At 68.9% G+C, this 21,059-nt stretch carries 22 protein-coding genes; 13 read left to right on the plus strand and 9 right to left on the minus strand.

Annotated elements, in window-relative coordinates; all coding sequences use genetic code 11:
• Window positions 1-131 precede the first annotated feature (131 nt).
• From AC3A6G_RS05360 to fliE, 7 genes are all read right to left on the minus strand, one after another.
• A complete protein-coding gene (locus AC3A6G_RS05360; RefSeq protein ID WP_487858590.1) occupies window positions 132-419 on the minus strand; it encodes an EscU/YscU/HrcU family type III secretion system export apparatus switch protein in 288 nt (95 codons plus the stop codon).
• Window positions 416-1,669, minus strand: a complete 1,254-nt coding sequence (gene fliK, locus AC3A6G_RS05365) for a flagellar hook-length control protein FliK (protein WP_487858591.1) — start codon at window positions 1,667-1,669, stop codon at window positions 416-418. The genes AC3A6G_RS05360 and fliK overlap by 4 nt, the downstream gene beginning before the upstream one ends.
• Before the next feature lie 22 nt (window positions 1,670-1,691).
• The gene (locus tag AC3A6G_RS05370) at window positions 1,692-2,057 is read right to left on the minus strand and encodes a flagellar protein FliT (protein WP_487858592.1); all 366 of its coding nucleotides are present in this window, start codon (window positions 2,055-2,057) and stop codon (window positions 1,692-1,694) included.
• A complete protein-coding gene (gene fliS, locus AC3A6G_RS05375) occupies window positions 2,044-2,466 on the minus strand; it encodes a flagellar export chaperone FliS (RefSeq protein WP_487858593.1) in 423 nt (140 codons plus the stop codon). The genes AC3A6G_RS05370 and fliS overlap by 14 nt, the downstream gene beginning before the upstream one ends.
• A 16-nt stretch (window positions 2,467-2,482) precedes the next feature.
• Window positions 2,483-3,928: a flagellar filament capping protein FliD gene (gene fliD, locus AC3A6G_RS05380; RefSeq protein WP_487873235.1), complete on the minus strand. Its 1,446-nt coding sequence runs from the start codon at window positions 3,926-3,928 to the stop codon at window positions 2,483-2,485.
• A gap of 149 nt (window positions 3,929-4,077) precedes the next feature.
• Window positions 4,078-5,625 carry a flagellin N-terminal helical domain-containing protein gene (locus tag AC3A6G_RS05385; RefSeq protein ID WP_487858595.1) on the minus strand — a complete coding sequence of 516 codons (1,548 nt, stop codon included), beginning with the start codon at window positions 5,623-5,625 and terminating at the stop codon, window positions 4,078-4,080.
• 269 nt (window positions 5,626-5,894) lie between these two features.
• The gene (gene fliE / locus AC3A6G_RS05390; RefSeq protein ID WP_487858596.1) at window positions 5,895-6,215 is read right to left on the minus strand and encodes a flagellar hook-basal body complex protein FliE; all 321 of its coding nucleotides are present in this window, start codon (window positions 6,213-6,215) and stop codon (window positions 5,895-5,897) included.
• Between the two features lie 276 nt (window positions 6,216-6,491).
• On the opposite strand from fliE, the gene fliF reads away from it, so the two are divergent.
• The 13 genes from fliF (at window position 6,492) to fliR (ending at window position 17,585) form a co-directional block, all read left to right on the plus strand.
• Entirely contained in the window at window positions 6,492-8,207 is a 1,716-nt protein-coding gene (fliF, locus tag AC3A6G_RS05395) for a flagellar basal-body MS-ring/collar protein FliF (RefSeq protein WP_487873236.1), read from the plus strand.
• On the plus strand, window positions 8,204-9,199 hold the full coding sequence (gene fliG, locus AC3A6G_RS05400; protein ID WP_487873237.1) for a flagellar motor switch protein FliG: 996 nt from the start codon (window positions 8,204-8,206) through the stop codon (window positions 9,197-9,199). The genes fliF and fliG overlap by 4 nt, the downstream gene beginning before the upstream one ends.
• Entirely contained in the window at window positions 9,186-9,911 is a 726-nt protein-coding gene (fliH, locus tag AC3A6G_RS05405) for a flagellar assembly protein FliH (RefSeq protein WP_487873238.1), read from the plus strand. Before fliG ends, fliH begins: the two co-directional genes overlap by 14 nt.
• Window positions 9,895-11,325 (plus strand): flagellar protein export ATPase FliI, encoded by a 1,431-nt coding sequence (gene fliI / locus AC3A6G_RS05410; protein WP_487858600.1) that lies wholly within the window; start codon window positions 9,895-9,897, stop codon window positions 11,323-11,325. Before fliH ends, fliI begins: the two co-directional genes overlap by 17 nt.
• A gap of 32 nt (window positions 11,326-11,357) precedes the next feature.
• Window positions 11,358-11,813 carry a flagellar export protein FliJ gene (gene fliJ / locus AC3A6G_RS05415; RefSeq protein ID WP_487858601.1) on the plus strand — a complete coding sequence of 152 codons (456 nt, stop codon included), beginning with the start codon at window positions 11,358-11,360 and terminating at the stop codon, window positions 11,811-11,813.
• Between the two features lie 11 nt (window positions 11,814-11,824).
• Entirely contained in the window at window positions 11,825-13,144 is a 1,320-nt protein-coding gene (locus AC3A6G_RS05420) for a flagellar hook-length control protein FliK (RefSeq protein WP_487873239.1), read from the plus strand.
• Between the two features lie 119 nt (window positions 13,145-13,263).
• Window positions 13,264-13,767, plus strand: a complete 504-nt coding sequence (gene fliL / locus AC3A6G_RS05425) for a flagellar basal body-associated protein FliL (protein WP_487873240.1) — start codon at window positions 13,264-13,266, stop codon at window positions 13,765-13,767.
• A gap of 23 nt (window positions 13,768-13,790) precedes the next feature.
• Complete coding sequence (gene fliM, locus AC3A6G_RS05430; protein WP_487858604.1) at window positions 13,791-14,792, plus strand: flagellar motor switch protein FliM; 1,002 nt, start codon at window positions 13,791-13,793, stop codon at window positions 14,790-14,792.
• Entirely contained in the window at window positions 14,785-15,258 is a 474-nt protein-coding gene (gene fliN, locus AC3A6G_RS05435; protein WP_487873241.1) for a flagellar motor switch protein FliN, read from the plus strand. The genes fliM and fliN overlap by 8 nt, the downstream gene beginning before the upstream one ends.
• A complete protein-coding gene (gene fliO / locus AC3A6G_RS05440; RefSeq protein WP_487873242.1) occupies window positions 15,255-15,749 on the plus strand; it encodes a flagellar biosynthetic protein FliO in 495 nt (164 codons plus the stop codon). The genes fliN and fliO overlap by 4 nt, the downstream gene beginning before the upstream one ends.
• On the plus strand, window positions 15,746-16,507 hold the full coding sequence (fliP, locus tag AC3A6G_RS05445) for a flagellar type III secretion system pore protein FliP (RefSeq protein ID WP_487873243.1): 762 nt from the start codon (window positions 15,746-15,748) through the stop codon (window positions 16,505-16,507). The genes fliO and fliP overlap by 4 nt, the downstream gene beginning before the upstream one ends.
• A gap of 13 nt (window positions 16,508-16,520) precedes the next feature.
• Window positions 16,521-16,790, plus strand: coding sequence for a flagellar biosynthesis protein FliQ (fliQ, locus tag AC3A6G_RS05450; protein ID WP_487858608.1), 270 nt, complete (start codon window positions 16,521-16,523; stop codon window positions 16,788-16,790).
• Window positions 16,791-17,585, plus strand: a complete 795-nt coding sequence (gene fliR, locus AC3A6G_RS05455; RefSeq protein WP_487873244.1) for a flagellar biosynthetic protein FliR — start codon at window positions 16,791-16,793, stop codon at window positions 17,583-17,585.
• Between the two features lie 12 nt (window positions 17,586-17,597).
• On the opposite strand, the gene flgL is transcribed toward fliR, so the two are convergent.
• Window positions 17,598-18,806, minus strand: a complete 1,209-nt coding sequence (gene flgL / locus AC3A6G_RS05460) for a flagellar hook-associated protein FlgL (protein ID WP_487873245.1) — start codon at window positions 18,804-18,806, stop codon at window positions 17,598-17,600.
• Between the two features lie 22 nt (window positions 18,807-18,828).
• Complete coding sequence (gene flgK, locus AC3A6G_RS05465) at window positions 18,829-20,787, minus strand: flagellar hook-associated protein FlgK (protein WP_487873246.1); 1,959 nt, start codon at window positions 20,785-20,787, stop codon at window positions 18,829-18,831.
• Window positions 20,788-21,059: the final 272 nt, after the last annotated feature.

The following is a 21,059-nucleotide window of genomic DNA, read 5'->3' on the forward strand; positions in this document are numbered from 1 at the left end:
AACTTCCCGAGCCAGGCAAACTGTAAACGGGGCTACAACTGGCTGTAATCTTTTGTTGCAAACGCACGACGCCCCTTCGGAGCAATGCGACTGGTTCTCAGTAACAGAAGGTTTCAATGAAAATACATTGATCATCGGGGCACCTTTGCAGACTGCTCGATGCCATGGATCCAGGCCAGGACCTCGGCCACCGCGAGGTAGAGCTGCGGCGGGATCTGGCGGTCGAGGTCGACCTGCATCAGCAGTCGGATCAGGTCGGGCGAGGCGTGCACGTACACGCCGTTCTCGCGCGCCTGCCGCAGGATCGATTCGGCGGTGAGGCCGTAGCCCTTGGCCACCACCACGGGCGCCTTCGCAGGGTCCGCATAGGACAGCGCGACCGCGGTCTGGCGCGGGCTTTCGGGGCCTGCGGTGGTCATTGATGCAGCTCCCCGACGGCAGGCGCCGCATCCCGGGCCTGCATGGCCGTGATCTGCAGATCCTGCAGGCGCAGGCCCGCGGCCTCGAGGCGGGGGCCGAGTTCGCCGCCGCCGCCCTGCAGCCGCGCGAGCGCTCCGGCCTCGCTGGCCGCGAGCTGCGCCTGCACCTGTTCGCCCAGGAGGCTCAGCCGCAGATCGACCGCGCCGAGCCTCGGCAGCGCCAGCGACACCGTGGTGACCCAGCGCCGCGGCGCCTGCGCTTCGCTGGCCCCGTGTGCCTCCGCTTCATCGGCGGGCGGCCCGTCTTCGGGCTCTACCGACCAGGTCATCGGCACGTCGGGCCAGGCCTGGCCGGTCCAGCGGAACACCGTCGTGGCGAGCAGGTCGAGCTGCTGGTGCACGAGCGCGGTGGTTTGCGGATGGATCACCTCGAGCGCCGGTGCTGCAGCGGCAGCACGCGCAGAGGACGCACCGGCCTCGGCGGCGACCCGCTCGCCGGGCAACCCGGGCGCATCCCCGGCCGGCAGCGCCGCAAGGTGCGTCGGCGTGCCGGGCGCCTGATTCGGGCCGACCACGGCCGGGGCAGGTGCCTGCGCAAGCTCGCCGCGCGGTGCAGTGCCCGATGGCGCGGCCGCCGCGGTAGCGCCCGGCAGCGCCGGCGCCTGCGCAACCGCCGCAGCGAGCTGTGCCTGTGCCGCCTGCTGCGCTTGAGGCTGCGGTTTCGCACCGGCGCTTTCCGGCTGCTGCTGCCGCGTCAGGTGCATCTGCGGCTCGTCGGCGAGTTGCGCCACGCTGCGCAGGCCCATCGCGAACTCAAGCAGGTGCGATTCGTAGAACAAGCCGCTGCCGCTCAGTGCCTTGTCCAGCGCGGCCGCCAGCACGGGGGCGGGCGGAGCCTTCTGCGCCGACGCCCACAGGGGCGCACTGCCCCGCACCGGCTCGGGATCGGCCTGCAAGTCGGCCAGCACCGCGCCGATGGCGCGAGCCGCGACGGACCATTGCGTCTCGATGGAGCGCGGCCCGCCCGCGGGTGGCTGCGCGGGCGCGGGAGGCTGCGCTTCTGCCGCCAGCAGCGCCGCGTGCATGGCCTGGGACGGCAGCCGGACATCGTTCTTGACCTTCTGGATTTCGGCCACCGCACTCGCGGGCACGCTGGTCCCGACCTCGGCCTGCAGCGCAGCGAGGTCCGGCCGCAACGCGGCAAGCTTCGTTGCGTGCGCGGCATCGGGAGTTCCAACCGGCCTGTTCATGGTCGTGGGTGGGGCGTGGCGATCAGTGCGGCAGGCCGTAGGCCTTGTCAAGATCGCTGCGCTTGTGCAGCTGCGCCATCTTGGCCATCAGCATCTCCAGCTGCGGTTTGACAAGGCTGCAAACCTCCGCCTTGTCGGCGTCGATGCGCGCCATCAAAGCGCGCACATGCGCCAGGTCTTCCGCCGCGAGCGGCACCGTACCGACGGCCTTGAGCCGCTCGACCAGCACCGTGGAGCGGGCCTCGAGTTCGGGCAGCCGCGTCCAGTCCTTGGCGCGCGTCAACGCCGCCATGAGCGACATCGTCGAGGCCAGTTCACGGTAGCAGCGGATAAGCTCCTCGCGCGCCGGCACGGCCTGCTGCGCGTGCATCGAATCAGTTGCCGCCATGGCCGCCCCCGATCTCGCGCCAGGCCGAAGCGATGTTGCCGAGCAGCGACTCCGCCTCGCCGAGCGCCTTGGCGTCGTTGTGCAGGTTCGCGTGCAGCAGGCGGCGGATCACGTAGTCGTAGAGCGCCGTCAGGTTGTCCACCAGCTCGGTGCCGGCGGCGCCCGCGGCCCGGGCATCGAGGCCGGCCTTCAGGCCGTTGTCCACGATGTTGATGGCCTTCGAGATCGCCTTGCCCTTGGCAAGCATGTCGCCGGTCGCCATGTGGTGGCGCGCCAGGCCGATGCTCGTGGCCACGCCGTCGAACAGCATCGCGATGAGCTGGTGCGGCGAGGCGCTCATGGCCTGCGTTTCCACGCCGAGACGTGAGTAGGCACTGGCGCCGGTTCGGAAAGTGTGGGAGGTGTACATCGGCGGCTTTCTGGACCTACTTGCTGCTGCCGTTCATGGCATCGAACTGCTGCGTGAGGTAGGCCATGGTGTTGTTGAGGCTGTTGACCAGAACGTCGAGTTGCGTGAATTGCGCGCGGTAGCGTTCGACCGTCGACTCGACGCGTGCCTGCACGGCGTTGTACTGGTCGCTGAGGTCTTCGAGCGTGGTGTTGACGCCGTTGGTGGCCGTCGTGAGCGCGCCGCTCGACGACGTGAGCCGGGTCACGAGCGCGCCGATCTGCTTGCCGTACCCGGCGGTGCTGTCGGTCGCGCTGGAGAACAGGTTCGCGACGCCGCCGAGGTTCTTGCTGAGTGCATTGGCGAGCTTGGTCGCGTCGACCGCGAGCGTGCCGTCCTTCTGGAACCCCACGCCGATCTCCGTCAGCACCTTGATGTCGTTCGGCCCGCCCGCCTGAGCGGCGGTGAGCGTCTGCCGGACCTCGGTCATCAGGTTGCGCAGCGTCTGGTCGCCCATCAGCGCGGCCCCGGTCTTGCTGTCGGCGTCGTAGGCCGTGAGCTTGGTCGCAGTGCTCTGCAGCGTGTTGAAGGCCGTGACGAAGGCGGTGATGGCCGCCGACACCGCCGAGGTGTCGCTCGTCATCTTCAGATTGGTGGTACCGGTCTTCGCGAGCGTCAGCGTCGTGCCCTGAATTCCCTCGGAGACGGTGTTCGACGCGCTCACGATGTCGATGCCGTTGATCTTGAGCTTGGCGTCCTGACCGACCGTGGTCTGCTTCATGGTCTGCGTACCGGCCGGGTCGAAGGCCAGCAGGTTCTGCAGCGCGGCATCCCCGGTCACCGAGATCTGCATGGTCGAGGTCTCGCCCGACTCGCTAGACACCAGCACCAGGCGGTTGGGCGTGCCGCTGCCGTCGTTGATGATGCTCGCGGTGACGCCGGCATTGGCCTTGTTGATCGCGTCGCGGATGCCCTCCAGCGAGTTGGTGCTTTCGCCGATGGTGATCTGCGCCGGATTTCGCTCGGCATCGGCCGCGAAGGTCGCGCCCGTGTACTGGCCAGTGCCGGCATCGAGCGTGCCGCCCGTGATGGCGCCGAAATTGATAGTGATCGTGCCGGTGCCGATCTTGGCCTTGGCGTCGGCCTGGCCGGCCGACACCAGCGACTGCGACTGCGCGAGCTGGGACACGTCGATGGCATAGCTGCTCGCAACCGAGGTCTCGCTGGTGGCGGCGCTCAGCACGGTGGTCTCGCTGACCGAGGCTTTCACCGTCTTGAAGAAGGCCGGGTCGGCGAGCTTGTCGCCGGCAGTCTTGAGCGTGTTGAGCGCGCTCTGGATCTGCGAGTAGGCCGAGAGCTTCGTGGTGTAGCTGGTCGCGCGCTGCTGGATCGCCACGAGCGGCTGGCTCTCGGCTTTCTCGAGCTGCGCGAGCAAGGTGGACAGTTCAAGGCCGGAGCCGACGCCGATGCTGCTGACTGGCATTTTCTCTTTCTCTCGGTGTTTCGCTTTTCTCTGCGGCCTCCAGCGGAAGCCGCAGAGAAAAGCGCAGACGCAAGGGCCGGGGCCCTGCGTCTGCGCCGCGCACCTGCCTTGCGGCAGGCACGCGAAGCGCGTGGGTTGCTAGGAGACGATCAACGCAGGAGCGAGAGGACGCCTTGCGTGGTCTGGTTGGCCTGCGCCAGGACGGAGGTACCGGCCTGCTGCAGGATCTGGGCGCGCGTCATGTTCGACACTTCCACTGCGTAGTCGGCGTCTTCGATACGCGAACGTGCGGCCGACAGGTTGTTGGTCGTGTTGTTCAGGTTCGTGATGGTCGACTCGAAACGGTTCTGCACCGCACCGAGCTGGCTGCGCAGTTCGTCGACGCCGGCAAGGGCTTCGTCGATGGCGGCCAGCGGGTCGGCGTTGTACTGTTCGCCCAGCGTCACGGTGCCGTCGTCGGCCACGTTGGCCTTGTAGTACACCTCGGCGCCATTGGCCTCGCCCTTCACCACGTAGCCGCCGGCGCTGCCGTCGGCATTGGTGACGGCATGCAGCGTGGGCGACGAACCGACCGAAGCGGACGGCAGGCCCGACAGGTTGGCCGTGACGGCGGGCACCGCGACCGGCGGCACTTCGTAGCTGTCGATCGCATCGGAAATGCCGGTGGTCGGTGCCGCGGCAGTGGCGAAGTCGCCGCTGTCGTAGCTCACCTGGCCGGTGGCAGCGTCGAAGTCGGCGCTGATGACCGTGGCGCCCGAATCCTTCGACACGAACCAGTCGCCGTTCTGGTCGACGTACATCTCGATCGCGGCAGCCGCGTCGGAGTTCACGGCCGTCACGTTGTCGACATTCACCGTTGCGCCGTTGCCGGCCGAGATTTCCTGGCCGGCGGCAGCCAGCGTGGCGGTCGGTGCGGCGCCCAGCGGGGTCGAGCCGTCGAATGCCAGCGTGCCCGAAGCGCTGTCGTAGGTGGCGGCGTAGAAGGTCGTACCGGCGTCGTCCGACACATACAGCGTGTCGGCGTCGCCGTCGTCCACGTACACGGTGTACGAGCTGGCGGCAGCGCTGTCGACGGCCGTGAGGTTCACCGAGGTGGTCGCGCCGGTCGAGCCCGGCTTCACCGTGGTCGTTGCCGAAGCGGAAACCGTCGACAGGTCGAGCGACTTCTTGGAAATGTCCATGTTGCCCAGGCCGAGCGTCTTGGAGGTGACTTCCTTGAGGTTGATGTCGATCGTTTCGCCGTCGTGGGCGCCGACCTGGATCGTCAGCTTGCTGTCCTTGGCGAGCACATTCACGCCGTTGAACTGGGTCTGGGCCGACACGCGGTCGATTTCGTCGAGGCGCTGCTTGATTTCAGCCTGGATCGACGAGAGGTCGCTGCCCGAGTTCGTGCCGTTGGCGGCCTGAACCGACAGTTCGCGAACGCGCTGCAGGTTGTTGTTGATTTCGTTCAGCGCGCCTTCGGTGGTCTGAGCGAGCGAGATGCCGTCGTTGGCGTTGCGGGCTGCCTGGGTCAGGCCCTTGACGTTCGCGGTGAAGCGGTTGGCAATGGCCTGGCCCGCTGCGTCGTCCTTGGCGCTGTTGATGCGCATGCCGGACGACAGGCGCTCGATCGCGGTGTTGAGCGAGCTTTGCGACTTGTTGAGGTTGTTTTGAGCAACCAGCGAGAGGCTGTTGGTGTTGATGACTTGCGCCATGTTCGACTCCTGATAAACAAAAGGTTGTGGACTCCGGCCATCGGCCGTAACGCTGGACCCGCTTCCACTGTGAGACTCAAGCCATCGTTGGGTTAGTTATCGGCAGGGTCTGCCGAACATTTAGGGCGGGCCCGAAAAAAGATCCACAACACACTTTCATTCCAAGATCCCCGCCGACCGAGGGCACCCGCGGAACGGGCTTCGCCCGGCCGCTGGGTGCGCCCCCCAGTGGGGGGAGGCGCCGAAGGCGCTTCGGGGGGCGTTCAATTTCAGGCCGGGAGGCTCATGATTTCCTGGTATGCCGCGACCAGGCGGTTGCGCACCTGCAGGCCGGTCTGGAACGCCACATTGGCTTTCTGCAGGTCGACCATGACGTCGTTGAGCGCGACGCCGGGCTTGCCCATTTCGAAGTCCTCGGCCTGGCCGTAGGCGCGGGTCTGCGCGGTGCTGATGTTCTCGAGCGAGCGGCGCAGCTCGGCGGCAAAGCCGCCGGACTCGGCAGGCTCGGCCTTGCTGGGCTGCGCGATGCCGGACTGGAGCGCGGTGACGCGCATCTGCTGCAGCACCGATTCGATGGCGGAAATCGACATGGGACTCTCTTTCTCTGGGAGTGGAACTGGGGTGGACAGAGGAAGCGCCGAAGCGCCTCCGCGTGTTTTCAGCGTATCAGGGGACGCCCTCGACACATGCCCCCAACTGACGGCGAAAACCCCGGTTGTTCGGCCAATCGAATATGGCGCGCCTGCTGAGAATCAACGCCGTACCCCAAGCCCGCCCGACCACACACGGCCCCTCGGCATGACTCCAGAACATCCAAGCTTCCCGTCCCCCTCCAAGACCCAGCTGCGCCGGCCGGAGGTCGCCCGATGAATCCGGCGGCGCCCGCGGGCGCCGGCATGGCGCCCTCCTCCGCCTCGGCGTTCACCGAGCGCCTGCGCGCCCAGCCTAAGCTGCCGCTGATCGTCGGCGCCGCCGCGATCGTGGCCGCCGCGGCGGCGTTCATGCTCTGGAGCCGCGCGCCGGACTACGGCGTGCTCTATACCAACGTGTCGGACCGCGACGGCGGTGCGATCATCGCGTCGCTGCAGCAGATGAACGTGCCCTACAAGTTCACCGCCGGTGGCAGCGCGATCCTGGTCGCGAGCGACAAGGTGCCCGAACTGCGGCTCAAGCTCGCGGCCGAGGGGCTGCCCAAGGGCGGCGGGGTGGGCTTCGAACTGCTCGACAACCAGAAGTTCGGCACCAGCCATTTCGCCGAACAGGTCAACTACCAGCGCGGCCTCGAGGGCGAGCTCGCGCGCTCCATCGAATCGATCGGCTCGGTCGAGGCGGCGCGCGTGCACCTGGCGCTGCCCAAGGCGTCGCTCTTCGTGCGCGACCAGAAGAAGCCGTCGGCCTCGGTGGTGCTCACGCTGCACCGCGGCCGCGGCATCGACGAAGGCCAGGTCAGCGCCATCGTGCACATGGTGTCCAGCAGCGTGCCCGAACTCAATGCCAAGAGCGTGACCGTGGTCGACCAGCACGGCAACCTGCTGTCGGCCGCCAATGCGGGCGCGCGCGGGCTCGACGTGAGCCAGCTCAAGTATGCGCAGGAGATCGAGCAGGGCTACATCCGCCGCATCGAGGCGATCCTGCAGCCGATCCTCGGCGCGAGCAACGTGCGTGCGCAGGTCGCGGCCGAGATCGACTTCTCGGTGGTCGAACGCACCGAGGAAAGCTACAGCCCCAACCAGGCGCCGCGCGCGCCGGCGATCCGCAGCCAGACCTCGAGCGAGTCGCTGCAGCAGGGCATGACGCCGCCGGGCGGCGTGCCCGGTGCGCTGTCGAACCAGCCGCCGCAGACGCCGACCGCCCCCATCACCGCGCCCGGCACCACGCCGCCGAACGCGCCCGCCAATCCACAGGCCGCCGCGCCGGGCGCCGCCACGGCCACCACCGCGGCTTCGGCCCTGTCGGGCCCGGGCAGCTCGCGCAAGGACGTGACGACCAACTACGAACTCGACCGCTCGATCCGCCACGTGCAGCAGGCGGCAGGCGGCGTCAAGCGGCTGTCGGTGGCCGTGGTGGTGAACCACCGCGACGCACCCGACGCCGACGGCAAGCGGGTGCAGCGCGCGCTCGCGCCGGCCGAGGTCGAGCAGATCCGCAACCTCGTGAAGGAAGCCATGGGCTTCAGCCAGGAGCGCGGCGACTCGCTCAACGTGGTCAACAGCGCCTTTGCGCGCGACCACGCCGACGAGGCTGGCCCCGAGCTGCCGTTCTGGCGCGACCCCGCCAACCTCGGGCTCGCGATGACGGCGACCCAGTACCTGCTGCTCGCGGTGCTCGCGCTCTTTGCCTGGTTCGCCGTGGCGCGTCCGCTGCTGCGCAAGCATCTCGGCCCGCCGGTGGTCGCCGCGCCCGTCGTACCCGGCCCGATCCCGACCGGCGACCCGGCCGAAGACGAGGCCCAGGCCGCGCAGCACAACGCGCGGCTGCGCGAAGCCGAGCGTCAGAAGGCCGACCTCGACTATGCGCACCAGACCGCCGACCAGGACCCGCGCCTGGTGGCCACCTTGATCAAGCACTGGATGAACTCATGAGCGATGCAGGCACCCGAAAGGCCGCGATTCTGCTGATGTCCATCGGCGAGGACCGCGCGGCGGCCACGCTGCACCACCTGCCCGCCACCGAGGTGCAGGCGCTGGGCGTCGCGATGGCCAAGCTGAGCCAGGTCTCGAAGGACGAACTGGCGGCCGTGCTGGCCGAGTTCCGGCTCGAGACCGAGCAACTCTCCGCGCTGCACCTGGGCTCGGGCAGCTACATCCGCGCCGTGCTGCGCAAGGCGCTCGGCGACGACCGGGCGAGCAACCTGCTCGAAGACATCCTGCAGCCCGACGAGCCGCATGGCGGCATCGAGCGGCTCAACGACCTCGAAGCCAGCGAAGTGGTCGAGCTGGTGCGCGATGAGCATCCGCAGATCCTCGCCACGCTGCTGGTCCACCTCGAGCGCAAGAAGGCCTCAGAAGTGCTCGAGAAATTGCCCGAGCGCCTGCGCCACGACGTGATCCTGCGCGTGGCCACCTTCGGCGGCGTGCAGCCCGCGGCGCTGGCCGAACTGACCGACGTGCTGACCGAAATGCTCTCGGGCGAAGGCCTGAAGCGCAGCCGCCTGGGCGGCGCGCGCACCGCGGCCGAGATCGTCAACCTGATGAACAGCGCGCAGGAAGAAGAAGCCATCGCCCACGTGCGCGCCCACGACGAAGCGCTGGCGCAGCGCATCGTCGAGGAGATGTTCGTGTTCGAGAACCTGCTCGACCTCGAGGACCGCTACATCCAGCGCCTGCTCAAGGACATCGAGTCCGACTCGCTCATCGTCGCGCTCAAGGGCTCGGCGCCCGAGCTGCGCGAGAAGTTCCTCAAGAACATGTCGCAGCGTGCGGCCGAAACGCTGCGCGAGGACATCGAACTGCGCGGCCCGGTGCGCGTCTCGCAGGTCGAGACCGAGCAGAAGGCCATCCTGCAGGTGGTGCGCCGCCTGGCCGACGCGGGCGAGATCGTCGTTTCCACCCCGGGCACCGATGAATTCGTCTGACACCACCTCCTCCTCCGCCGCGTTCGCTTCCACGCGCCCGCGCCTGTCGGCCTGGCAGCGCTGGGAGATGGGTTCGCTCGAGGCCGACGTGCGCACGGCGCAGACGCCGGCGCCGAAGCCGGCGGCACCGCGCCGCGACCCGGCGGCGCTGGCACGCGAAGCCGAGCTCCATCGCCTGCGGCAAGAGGCGTGCGCCACCGGCGAAGCCGAGGGTCGCCGCGAGGGCTGGGCCAAGGGCCATGCCGAAGGCCACGCCGAAGGGCTGGCCGCCGGGCTCGCGGGCGCGAGCGCCCATGCCGAGCAGTTGCGCGCACTGGCCGCCTCGCTGCCCGCGGCGCTGCGCAGTGCAGAGAGCGAACTCTCCGAAGCGATCCTCGCGCTCGCGCTCGACGTGGCGCGGCAGGTGGTCCACCGCACGCTGCGCACCGAGCCCGAATGGGTGCTCGCGCTGGTGCAGGACCTGCTGCATGCCGAACCCGCGCTGCAGGGCGAGCCGCGCCTGCTGCTGCATCCCGACGACGTGGCGCTGGTGAAGAACAGCCTCGGCGGCGAGCTGCAGGCCGCCGGCTGGCAGCTGCGCGCCGACGACACGCTCGCGCGCGGCAGCTGCCGCGTGCGCTCGGCGAGCGGCGAGATGGACGCCACGCTCGAAACCCGCTGGAAGCGCGTTGTGGGCGCCTTCTCGTCGCACGCCGATGCCGAGGGTGCCTGAAGCCATGTCGTCGAACCCGCATCTCCAGTCGTGGCAGGCCACGCTCGCGCAGGCGCGCACCGAGGTCGGCCGCTGCCAGACCATCGCCACCTCGGGGCGGCTGACCCGCGCCGTGGGCCTGGTGCTCGAAGCCGTGGGGCTGCAGTTGCCGGTCGGCAGCGACTGCCTGATCGAACTGCCGCCCGGCCATGCGCAGCGCCATGCCGAGGCCGAAGTGGTCGGCTTCGCGGGCGACCGCCTGTTCCTGATGCCGCAGAGCGAAGTGGCCGGCCTGCTGCCGGGCGCGCGCGTGTTCGCACGCCCCGGTGCGGCATGGCCCGCCGCCGGCGCGGCCCCCGGCGAGGCGCATGCCAAGCGGCTGCCGGTGGGCGAAGGCATGCTCGGCCGCGTGGTCGACGCGGTCGGCCGTCCGCTCGACGGCCTCGGGCCGCTCGACATCAGCCGCAAGGTGCCGCTGTCGTCGCCGCCGATCAATCCGCTGACGCGCGCACCGATCGATTCGGTGCTCGACGTGGGCGTGCGCGCGATCAACGCGATGCTCACCGTCGGCCGCGGCCAGCGCATGGGCCTGTTCGCAGGCTCGGGCGTCGGCAAGAGCGTGCTGCTCGGCATGATGGCGCGCTACACCAGCGCCGAGGTCATCGTGGTCGGACTGATCGGCGAGCGCGGGCGCGAAGTGAAGGAATTCATCGAGCACACGCTCGGCAAGGAAGGCCTGGCGCGCGCGGTGGTCGTCGCGGCGCCGGCCGACAACTCGCCGCTGCTGCGCCTGCAGGGCGCTGCCTACGCCACCTGCCTGGCCGAGTACTTTCGCGACCAGGGACGCGACGTGCTGCTGATCATGGATTCGCTCACCCGCTATGCGATGGCGCAGCGCGAGATCGCGCTCGCGGTCGGCGAGCCGCCTGCCACCAAGGGCTACCCGCCTTCGGTGTTCGCCAAGCTGCCGGCGCTCGTGGAGCGTGCGGGCAACGGTGCGCGCGACGCCGAGGGCCGCGGCGGCTCGATCACCGCCTTCTACACCGTGCTGTCCGAAGGCGATGACCAGCAGGACCCGATCGCCGACTCGGCGCGCGCCATCCTCGACGGCCACGTGGTGCTCTCGCGCACGCTGGCCGAGGCCGGCCACTACCCGGCCATCGACATCGAGGCCTCGATCAGCCGCGCGATGACCTCGCTGATCGAGCCGTCGCAGTTCGAGACCGTGCGCCGCTTCAAGCAGGCGCTGTCGCGCTACCAGCGGAACCGCGACCTGATCAGCGTCGGCGCCTACGCGCCCGGCCACGATCCGCAGCTCGACCAGGCGATCGCGCTCTATCCGCGCATCGAGGCCTTCCTGCAGCAGCCGATGCAGGAGCGCTGCGGCTATGCCGAAGCGATCGCGCGCATGAGCGACATCTTCCCGGCTGCCTGACCGGGCGGCCACCCCTATCTCCCGGAACCACCATGGCCCACAAACTTCCGCTCGACACGCTCACCGACCTGGCGCGCACCAAGGCCGACGACGCCGCCCGCCAGCTCGGCGTGCTGCAGAACGCGCAAGTCAGCGCGCGCGAGAAGCTCGACCTGCTGCTGCAGTACCGCGAGGACTACAGCCAGCAGCTCGACGTGCTGATGCAGGGCGGCCTGCCGTCCGCGCAGTGGCACAACTACCGCAACTTCCTGGCCACGCTCGACGGCGCGATCCAGCAGCAGCGCGCCATCGTGGCGCAGGCCGCGAGCCGGCTCGACCTGGGGCGCAACGAATGGCAGCACCACAAGCGGCGCCTCAACTCCTTCGATGCGCTGGCCGAGCGGCTGCGCCGGCAGGAGCTGGTGGCCGGCGCGCGGCGCGAGCAGCGCGACAGCGACGAGCGCGCGGCGCGCCAATTCTTCGACCGAGCGATCCAACCGACATCCTGATTCCTTTCGCCATGTCCACTTCCATCGCCCCTTCCTTCGGCCCCGGCACGGCGGCCTCGCCCGTTTCTTCCTCCAGTGCCTCCGGTGCGCGCGGCCGCAGCGCCGACGAGCCCGATGGCCGCAATTTCCATGCGGTGCTGGAGCGCTCGCGCGGCGGCAGCGCGCAGCCCGCCGAAGACGGGACTGAGCTGGAAGGCGCGGCCCGGCGCAAGCCCGGGCGCGGTGCCGACCGCAGGGAAGAACTTGCGGCCGAACCGCTGCCACTGGCCTTCTTCGCCCCGATGCCCGGAAGCTTGCCGGCTGCGGGGCTGCCGGCCGGTGCACCGGGTGCTGCCGGCGGCGCGCAGGCCGGCACACCGGGGCTGGTGACCGATGCCGCAACCGGAGATGTACCGGCAGCCGATGCCGGCACTGCCGTCGCGGCCGCCGACGAGGCAGCGGGCAGCACGCAGGCGCGGTCTGCCGACGCGCTCGCCCAGACCGCACCGCAGGCGAACGGCAGCGCCGCGAAGCCCGATGCCCAGGCTCCTGCCACCATGCCGGCGGACGCCATTGCCCAGCCGACCGGCGAGGCCGACGCCGACGCAGTCGACGCCACAGCCGTGCCGATCCCGGTCGCCAATCCCGCGCGTCCGGCAGCGCCGAATGCAGCGGCGTCCGACCTGCCGATCCCGGCGCAGGACGATGCCGCGGCGACGTCGATCCCCACCGATGTGGTGGCGCGCGCGGCCGAGCTGCCGGCGCAGGGGCCGGCGACGCCCGCCGCCTCCATCGTGCTCGGCTCGCCGCCTTCCATGGCGGTCGACAGTGCGCGCACGAGCGTGCCGCCGGCCTCGGTCCACACGCCGACCCTCACGGTCGAGCCGTCGGTCGGCAGCGAGGCATGGGGCCGCGCCATCGGCCAGCAGATGCTGCGCATGAGCGCCGCGGGCTACCAGGTGGCCGAACTGAACCTCAACCCGGCCGGCCTCGGCCCGCTCAAGGTGACGCTGTCGATGGCCGACAACCAGGCACAGGCGATGTTCTTCTCGGCCCACGAGAGCGTGCGCCGCGCGGTGGAAGCGGCGCTGCCGCAGCTGCGCGCGAGCATGGCCGACAGTGGCATCAGCCTCGGCCAGGCTTCGGTCGGCGCCGAGGCGCACCACTCGCCGGGACAGGGCGGCACCCTCGACCAGGATGCGCAGCAGCAGCAACAACAGCAGGCGTCCGCGCGCCACGCGGACCGCCCGGCCTTCGGCTCGGAGGCGGCCGCTGCCGCCGCACAGGCTGCGCCCCTTGCGGCCGCTGCCGCGCCGCGCCGGTCCAACGCCGCCGTCGACACCTTCGTCTGAACACCTTCGCCTGAAGCGAACGCGGGATCTGAGGCCTTTTTCCGCGCTTGATCAGCCCTTCGTTTGCCGCTCACCTGGCAAAAAATAGTCCGAACCCGATTCGTTTCGCAGCTTCCAACATGGCCACCAGTCCTACCGCCGCAATTCCAACCGTTCCCCCCGCCACCGGCAGTTCATCGAAGCTGGTGATCGTGCTCCTGAGCGTGGCGCTGGCCGCCGTGCTGACCGGCGGCGGCGTGTACTACCTGATGGGCGAGCGCGAGAGCGCTGTGCCCGCGGCCGCCTCGCCGGCCGTTGCCGTGCCCGAGAAGCCGATTTTCGTGACGCTCGAGCCGGTGACGGTGAACGTGCGCTCCGACGGCCGGCCGCGCTTCCTGCACGTGGGCATGGCGCTCAAGGTGCGCGACGAACAGACCAAGACACGCATCGTCGAGTTCATGCCCGAAGTGCGCAGCCGCCTGCTGCTGCTGCTGTCGAATCGCCCGCCCGAGTCGCTGGTCACCACCGAGGACAAGGCCCGGCTTGCCGAGGAGATCCGCTTCGACCTGAGCCGCCCGCTCGGCGCCGGCAGCCCGCCGCAGGAGATCGCAGGCGTTTCCTTCAGCACCTTCATGGTGCAGTAACCCATTTCACGAACCGGCGATCCATGGCCTATGAACAAGTGCTCTCCCAGGACGAGGTCGACGCGCTATTGCAGGGCGTCACCGGCGGCGGGAGCGAGCAGAACGACGGCGCGGCGAGCAGCGCGGACGGCCTGCCCGTCTACAACCTCGGTGCGCCGGACCGCGTGGTGCGCGGGCGCATGCACACGCTCGAGGTCATCAACGAGCGTTTCGCGCGCCACCTGCGCAGCTCGCTGCTGAACTTCATGCGCCGCAGCCCCGACATTTCGGTCGGACCGATCCACATCCAGCAGTACGGCGAGTTCGTGCGGCACCTGCCGGTGCCCGCCAACATCAACATGCTGCACCTGAAGCCGCTACGCGGCACCGCGCTCTTCGTGTTCGATCCGAAGCTGGTGTTCCTGGTGGTCGACAACCTGTTCGGCAGCGACGGCCGCTACCACGTGCGCGTGGAAGGCCGTGACTTCACGCGCACCGAACAGCGCATCATCAAGCGCCTTCTGAACCTCACGCTACAGTGCTACGGCGACGCCTGGCAGCCGGTGTTCCCGCTCGCCTTCGACTACGTGCGTGCCGAGATGCACGGCAAGCTGGCCAACATCGTCGCGCCGAACGAGGTGGTGATCACCACCACGCTGCAGATCGAGTTCGGCCCCGTCGGCGGCTTCCTGCACGTGTGCATTCCCTATTCGATGATCGAGCCGATCCGCGACCTGCTTTCCAATCCGGTGCAGGACGAGATCGAGATCGACAAGCGCTGGGTGCGCCAGATGTCGCAGCAGATGCAGAGCGCCGACGTCGAGCTCTCCGCCGAATTCATCACCATGCCCTCGACCATCGGCGAGGTGCTCAAGCTCCAGGCCGGCGACGTGCTGCCCATCGAGTTGCCCTCGTCGATCACCGCGCGCGTCGACGGCATTCCGGTCATGGAATGCGGCTACGGCGTGTCGAACGAACGCTATGCGCTGCGCGTGCTGCAGATGATCTCCCACCAAGACAGCGATCCGAAGAACGACCATGACTGACAACACTTCATCCTCCAGCGATGCGGACGATTGGGCCAGCGCGCTGGCCGAGCAGACCGCCGCTTCCGCACCGGCGCCTGCACCCGCTCCCGCTCCTGCCCCCGCAGCGGCGCCGGCCCGTGCGCCCGTCCCAGTGGCCGCACCGGCTGGCAACCGCGTCTTCCAGCCGCTGCATGCCACGCCGCCCGGCGCGGGCAATCCGGTGGACGTCGAGCGCATCCTCGACGTCCCGGTGCAGCTCACGGCCGAGCTCGGCCGCACGCGCATCACCATCAAGAGCCTGCTGCAGCTGTCGCAGGGTTCGGTGGTCGAGCTCGACGGCCTCGCCGGCCAGCCGCTCGACGTGCTGATCAACGGCTACCTGATCGCGCAGGGCGAGGTGGTGGTGGTGAACGAGAAGTACGGCATCCGGCTGACCGACATCGTCACGCCCTCCGAGCGGATGCAGAAGCTCGGCCGGTCATGAAGCCCTTGGCCAGATGGCGTCGGCACGCGGCCGCGGCGGCCGCAGCCGCATGGAGCCTGGCCGCGCACGCCGCGCTGCCCACGGTGCCGACGCCGGTGGAAAGCGCCGCGGCACCCGCGGTCGGCGCCTCGGGCCTGCTGCAGGCCGGCTTCGGCATGTTCGTGGTGCTGGGCCTGATCTTCCTTTGCGCCTGGGCGGCACGCCGCTTCGGGCTGCAGCGCCTCGGCAGCGGTCACCTCGTGAAGGTGGTCGGCAGCACCATGGTCGGCCAGCGCGAGCGCGTGGTGGTCGTCGAAGTCGGCAGCACCTGGCTGGTGCTCGGCGTCACGGCGAGCCAGGTCAACACGCTGCATTCGCTGCCCGCGCAGGCAGACGGCACCGCCTTGCCGGCCTCGGCCGACACGCGCGACCTGCGCATCGCGGGCGCGGCCAACCTGTTCGCGCAGAAGCTGCGCGAATCGCTCGGCCTCAAGCCGCAACCGGGCCGATGATGCGGACCACCCTTCTTCGGCGCCTCGGCGGCGCCGCGCTGATGCTGCTCGCGCTGGCGCTGCCCGCCGCGGCCATCGCCCAGGGCCTGCCCGGCGTCACCAGCACGCCCGGCCCGGGCGGCAGCCAGACCTGGTCGCTCAGCGTGCAGACGCTGGTGATGCTGACCTCGCTGTCGTTCCTGCCGGCCCTGCTCTTGAGCATGACCAGCTTCACGCGCATCCTCATCGTGATGGGATTGCTGCGCACCGCCATCGGCACGCAGTCGTCGCCGCCGAACCAGGTGCTGGTCGGGCTGTCGCTCTTTTTGACCTTCTTCGTCATGTCGCCGGTGTTCGACAAGGCCTACGACGAGGCCTATGTGCCGTTCTCGCAGAACAAGCTCAGCGCCGAGCAAGCGCTCGAGAAAGGCATCGCGCCCTTCAAGTCGTTCATGCTCAAGCAGACGCGCGAGAACGACCTGGCGCTGTTCGCCCGGCTCGCCAAGACGCCCGAAATGCAGGGCCCCGAGGACGTGCCGCTGCGCATCTTGCTGCCCTCGTTCGTGATCAGTGAACTGAAGACCGCGTTCCAGATCGGCTTCACCATCTTCATCCCGTTCCTGATCATCGACCTCGTGGTGGCCAGCGTGCTGATGTCGATGGGCATGATGATGGTGCCGCCCGCCTCGATCGCGCTGCCGTTCAAGCTGATGCTGTTCGTGATGGCCGATGGCTGGCAGTTGCTGATCGGCGCGCTGGCCCAGAGCTTCTACATCTAGAGAGATTTTTCGAATGACGCCCGAATCCGTCATGACCCTGGGCAGCCAGGCGATCCACGTCTCGCTGCTGCTCGGCGCGCCGCTCTTGATCGTCGCGCTCGTGGTGGGCCTGGTGATCAGCATCTTCCAGGCCGCCACGCAGATCAACGAAGCCACGCTGTCCTTCATTCCCAAGCTGCTCGCGGTGTTCGCTGTGCTGGTGATCGCCGGGCCCTGGATGCTGGGGCAGATGCTCGACTACATGCGCGTGCTCTTTTCCAGCATTCCGCAACTGGTCGCCTAGATGCCCGCGATCTTCTCCGTCACTTCGGCGGAGCTGGCCGCCTGGCTGACCGCTTTTCTCTGGCCCTTCATCCGCATGCTGGCGCTCGTGAGCACCGCACCGGTGTTCGGCGAGCCGGGTGTCTCGCGCAACCTCAAGGTGGCAATCTCGGTGCTTCTCGCGGTGGCGATCGCGCCCACGCTGGCGCCGCTGCCGCAGGTGCCGATCGTGTCGGCGGGTGGCGTGTGGATCGTCATCCAGCAGGTGCTGATCGGCGCGGCCATCGGCTTCACCATGCGCATGGTGTTCGCCGCCGTGCTCGCCGCGGGCGAATACATCGGCCTGCAGATGGGCCTGTCGTTCGCCTCCTTCTTCGACCCCATGGCCGGCGGCGCCACGATGGTGATCGCGCGCTTCATGCACATGCTGGCGATCCTGATCTTCCTGGCGCTCGACGGCCACCTGCTCATGGTCGCCGCGCTGGCCGAGAGCTTCCACACGCTGCCGATCGCGGATGCACCGCTGGCGGCGCAAGGCTGGTTCTTCCTGGTGTCGGCCGGCGCGCAGATCTTTTCCAACGGGCTGATGCTGTCGCTGCCGCTCGTGACCGCGCTGCTCACGCTGAACCTCGCGATGGGCATCCTGAACCGCGCCTCGCCGCAGTTCAGCATCTTCGCGGTTGGCTTTCCGCTCACGCTGCTGGCGGGCATCGGGATGATGCAGCTGCTGATCCCGCAGCTCGGCGCCTTCCTGGAACCGCGCTTTTCCGAGGGGCTGGACAACGTGCTGCGGCTCACGCAGGCGCTGCGGCCCTGAAGGGCCACGCCCTCACAGGTAGTTGAACAGCGCAATGCTGTGCAGCCGCGCAAAGGTCTGCTGAGTGGCCTTCAGCGAGGTCTCGCGCTGCAGGTACTCGGAGATGGCGGCGGCCGGGTCCAGGTCTTCGATCTCGGAGAGGTAGGCCTTGTCGACCAGCGCCCGCGCGGCAGCGCCGTTGTCGAGCGCATCGAGTTCGTTCATGCGCGAACCCACCGACGAGACGACCGTCAGCACGTTGTCGTGCGCATTTGTGATCTTGACGTTGAAGGTGCTCAATGCATTGAGCAGCTTGGCCTCGGCCGCGTCGCCGCCGCCGGCGAGCGGCTGCTTGAGCGCGGTGATCATGTCGCCGATGGCGGCAAAGATGTCGGTGCCGGCATTGCGCGCGGCGGCGACCTGGAAGGTGTCGCCGTCGGCGGGCGTGCCGCTCATCTTGATCTGCATGCCACCGAACGAGATCGGCGCGTCGGCCACATAGGGGCCCGTGGCAGCGACCACGGGGGGCGTGTCGGTGGTCGAGACGGTGTAGTTGCCGCCGGTGAAGCTGATCGTGAAGTCCTTGCCGTAATGGGCCGCGGTGGCATCGGTCAGGCCGACCGAACCGAACACGCCCGAACCGGTGTTGCCGGCCGCGGCCGAGGTCACGTAGCCCGCACCGCCCTGCACCGACTGGAACACGCTGCGGCCGTCGTCGGTGGCGGCCATCTGGCGCGACACGTCGATCTGCACCAGGCGCTGGCCCTGGTCGCCCAGGTACTGGATGCCGCTGGCGTCCTTCACGAACGGCGGGCTGCCGCTCTTGAAGCCCGCGAACAGGAATTGGCCATTGCCGTCGTCGGCGTTGGCCACGTTCACGAGCTGGTCGAGGTTGCCCTGCAGCGTGGTCGCGAGCGAGGCTCGGTCGGCGTCGGACAGCGTGCCGTTGCCTGCCTGCACCGCCAGCGTCTTCATGCCCTGCATGATCGAGGTGGCCGATTTCAGCGCCGTCTCTTCCTGCGAGAGCGAGAGCATCGCGCGGCTGCGGCTCGACGTGAGCTGCGCCGATTCGGCCATCGACTGGCTGACGCCGAGCGCGCGCGCAGCGGCCACGGGATCGTCGGCCGGCGTGAGGAACTTGGTGCCCGCGGCGAGCTGCTGCTGGATTCGGAACAGCTTCTGCTGCTGGGTTCCCATTGCGCTCTGGCTCTGGGCGTAGAAGGATTGGGTGCTGATGCGCATCGCGGCTCCTGGGTGTGTGTGGCTAGCCGCGGATGCCGAGGATCGCGTCGAACATGCTCGATGCGGTCTGGATCACCTTGGCATTGGCTTGGTACATCTGCTGGTACATCAGCAGGTTGGCGGTTTCCTCGTCCTGGTTCACGCCGGAAATCGAGTCGCGGCTGGCGCGGATCTGGCCCGTCACGCTCGCTTGCGTCTGCTCGGCCACGCGGACTTCCATGGCGCGGTTGCCGACCTCGCTCACGAGCTTGGTGTAGCCGGCGTTGAAGGTCGAGGTGCCGCCGTCCATCACGTTCTTTCGCTGCAGCGCGCCGAGGCGCAGCGCATTGCTGCCGTCGGAGACGCCGCCCACGTTCTTGCCGATGGTGAAGGTGTCCCCGTGGGCGGGCGCGCCGCCGAGCTTCACCTCGACGCCGTCGAAGCGGATGGTGGCGCCCGCGGTGTAGGGCACGGCGGTGCCGGCCGCGTAGGTGCTGGCGCTGCCGTCGGCGAGCGTCACCGTCACCGCGGAACCGGCGGGAAAGCCCGAGAGCGTGTTGGCCGTGGCGTCGTAGGCCAGTGTGACGGGCGCGGCCAGCGGCGTGGCGAGGTAGGCGGCGTCGACCACGGCCGGGCCCAGCGCGCCGGTGCCCTTGTTGCCGACCGTGTTGCCGCTGACCAGCGGCGAGCCGGCGGCGATCTTGCCGGTTTCGTTCACCAGCACGTCCATGTCGCGCGCACCGGTGCGCGTGGGCTGCACCAGGAACGAATCGCCCGCCTGCGCGGCGCCGCTCGCGATCGACAGGCTCACGCCGTCGAAGCTGACCGGCAACGCGGTGTAGTCGCCGAGAACCTGCTTGTCCGACAGGCGGGTGACGGTGTAGGTCAGCGTGCCGGCCACGTCCTTGACCTGCACCGCGTAGTCGCTGGTGGTGAGCTGGGAGGTGTCGCTCACGGTGGCGCCGAGCACCATGTTGCCGCCATTGCGCGCGTTCGAGAACACGCCCGCCTCGGCCATCGAGAAGAAGTCGCCGCCGAGCGCGCCGTTGAGGTCGACGCCAAGCTGGTGCTGGTTGTTGAACTCGGCACCCAGGGCCATGGCCAGGCGGCCGATGGCGTTCTGCGAGGTCGTGAGCGTCTCGGCGCGGAACGCCATGAGGCCGCCGAGGGAACCGCCCGTGAACACGTTGTCGTTGAGCTCGGAGACGGTGCCCGTGAGCCCGACCAGCGCCATCGACATGCGCGTGGGATCTGCCGCCGAGGGCACTGCCTGCATCTTGGCGGCCCGGTCGCCGAGCACCAGCGACTGGCCGTTGCCGATGAAGACGTTGTACTGGCCGCTGTGCTGCTCGAGCACCTTGACGTCGACGATCTTGCCGAGGTCGGCCACCAGCTGGTCGCGTTGATCCATCAGGTCGTTCGGCGGCTGGCCGCCGGCCATGGCGCTGAGCTGGCTGATCTGCTGGTTGAGGCTGGCGATCTGCGTGGCGTAGGTGTTGATCTGGCCGGCGCTGCCCTTGATCTGTTCGTTGACCGAGCTGTTCAGGTCGGTGAGGTACTGGTCGGTGGCGCGGAACTTGTTGGCCAGGGTCTGCGCGGCGCTGATGAGCTGCTGGCGCGCTGCCGGGTCGGCCGGGGTGTTGGCCACGTCCTGCACGCTCGCGAAGAACTTCTGCATCAGCGGCGTGAGGCCGGCCGTCTTGTCGGCCAGCAGCGAGTCGATGCGGTTGATCTGCGAGCCATAGCTCGCGAGCGCGGCGCTGCGCGACTCGGCGCCGTTGAGCTGTGCCGTGAGGTACTGGTCATAGCTGCGCTGCACCGTGGTGACGCGCGCGCCGCCGCCGATGAAGCCGGCGCCGCTCGCGGTGCCGCCGTTGGAGGACACGATCGCCGTCTGCCGGTTGTAGCCGACGGTGTAGACATTGGCCGTGTTGTGCGCGGTGGTCACGAGCGCGGCACGCGCAACGCCGAGGCCGGACAGGCCCGTTTGGAACATCGACATGGGTGTTACCTGTAGAACGTTTCTTGTTGGGGGCGAGGGCAGCGTTTGGGATGCCCTTGTGCTTTGTTTATCGGCAGGCCGCGCGGAAGTTGAAGGCTGCCTTTCGCGGCTTGCGTTCAGGCGGCGCGGCGAAAGACGCTGACCGACGCGACCAGGCTCTCGGCCTGCTCCTGCATCGACTGCGCGGCGGCCGCGGCCTCTTCGACCAGCGCCGCGTTCTGCTGCGTCACCTGGTCCATCTGCGCGATCGCCTGGTTCACCTGCTCGATGCC

It is taken from the genome of Variovorax sp. Soil_C_26, from assembly GCF_057657075.1.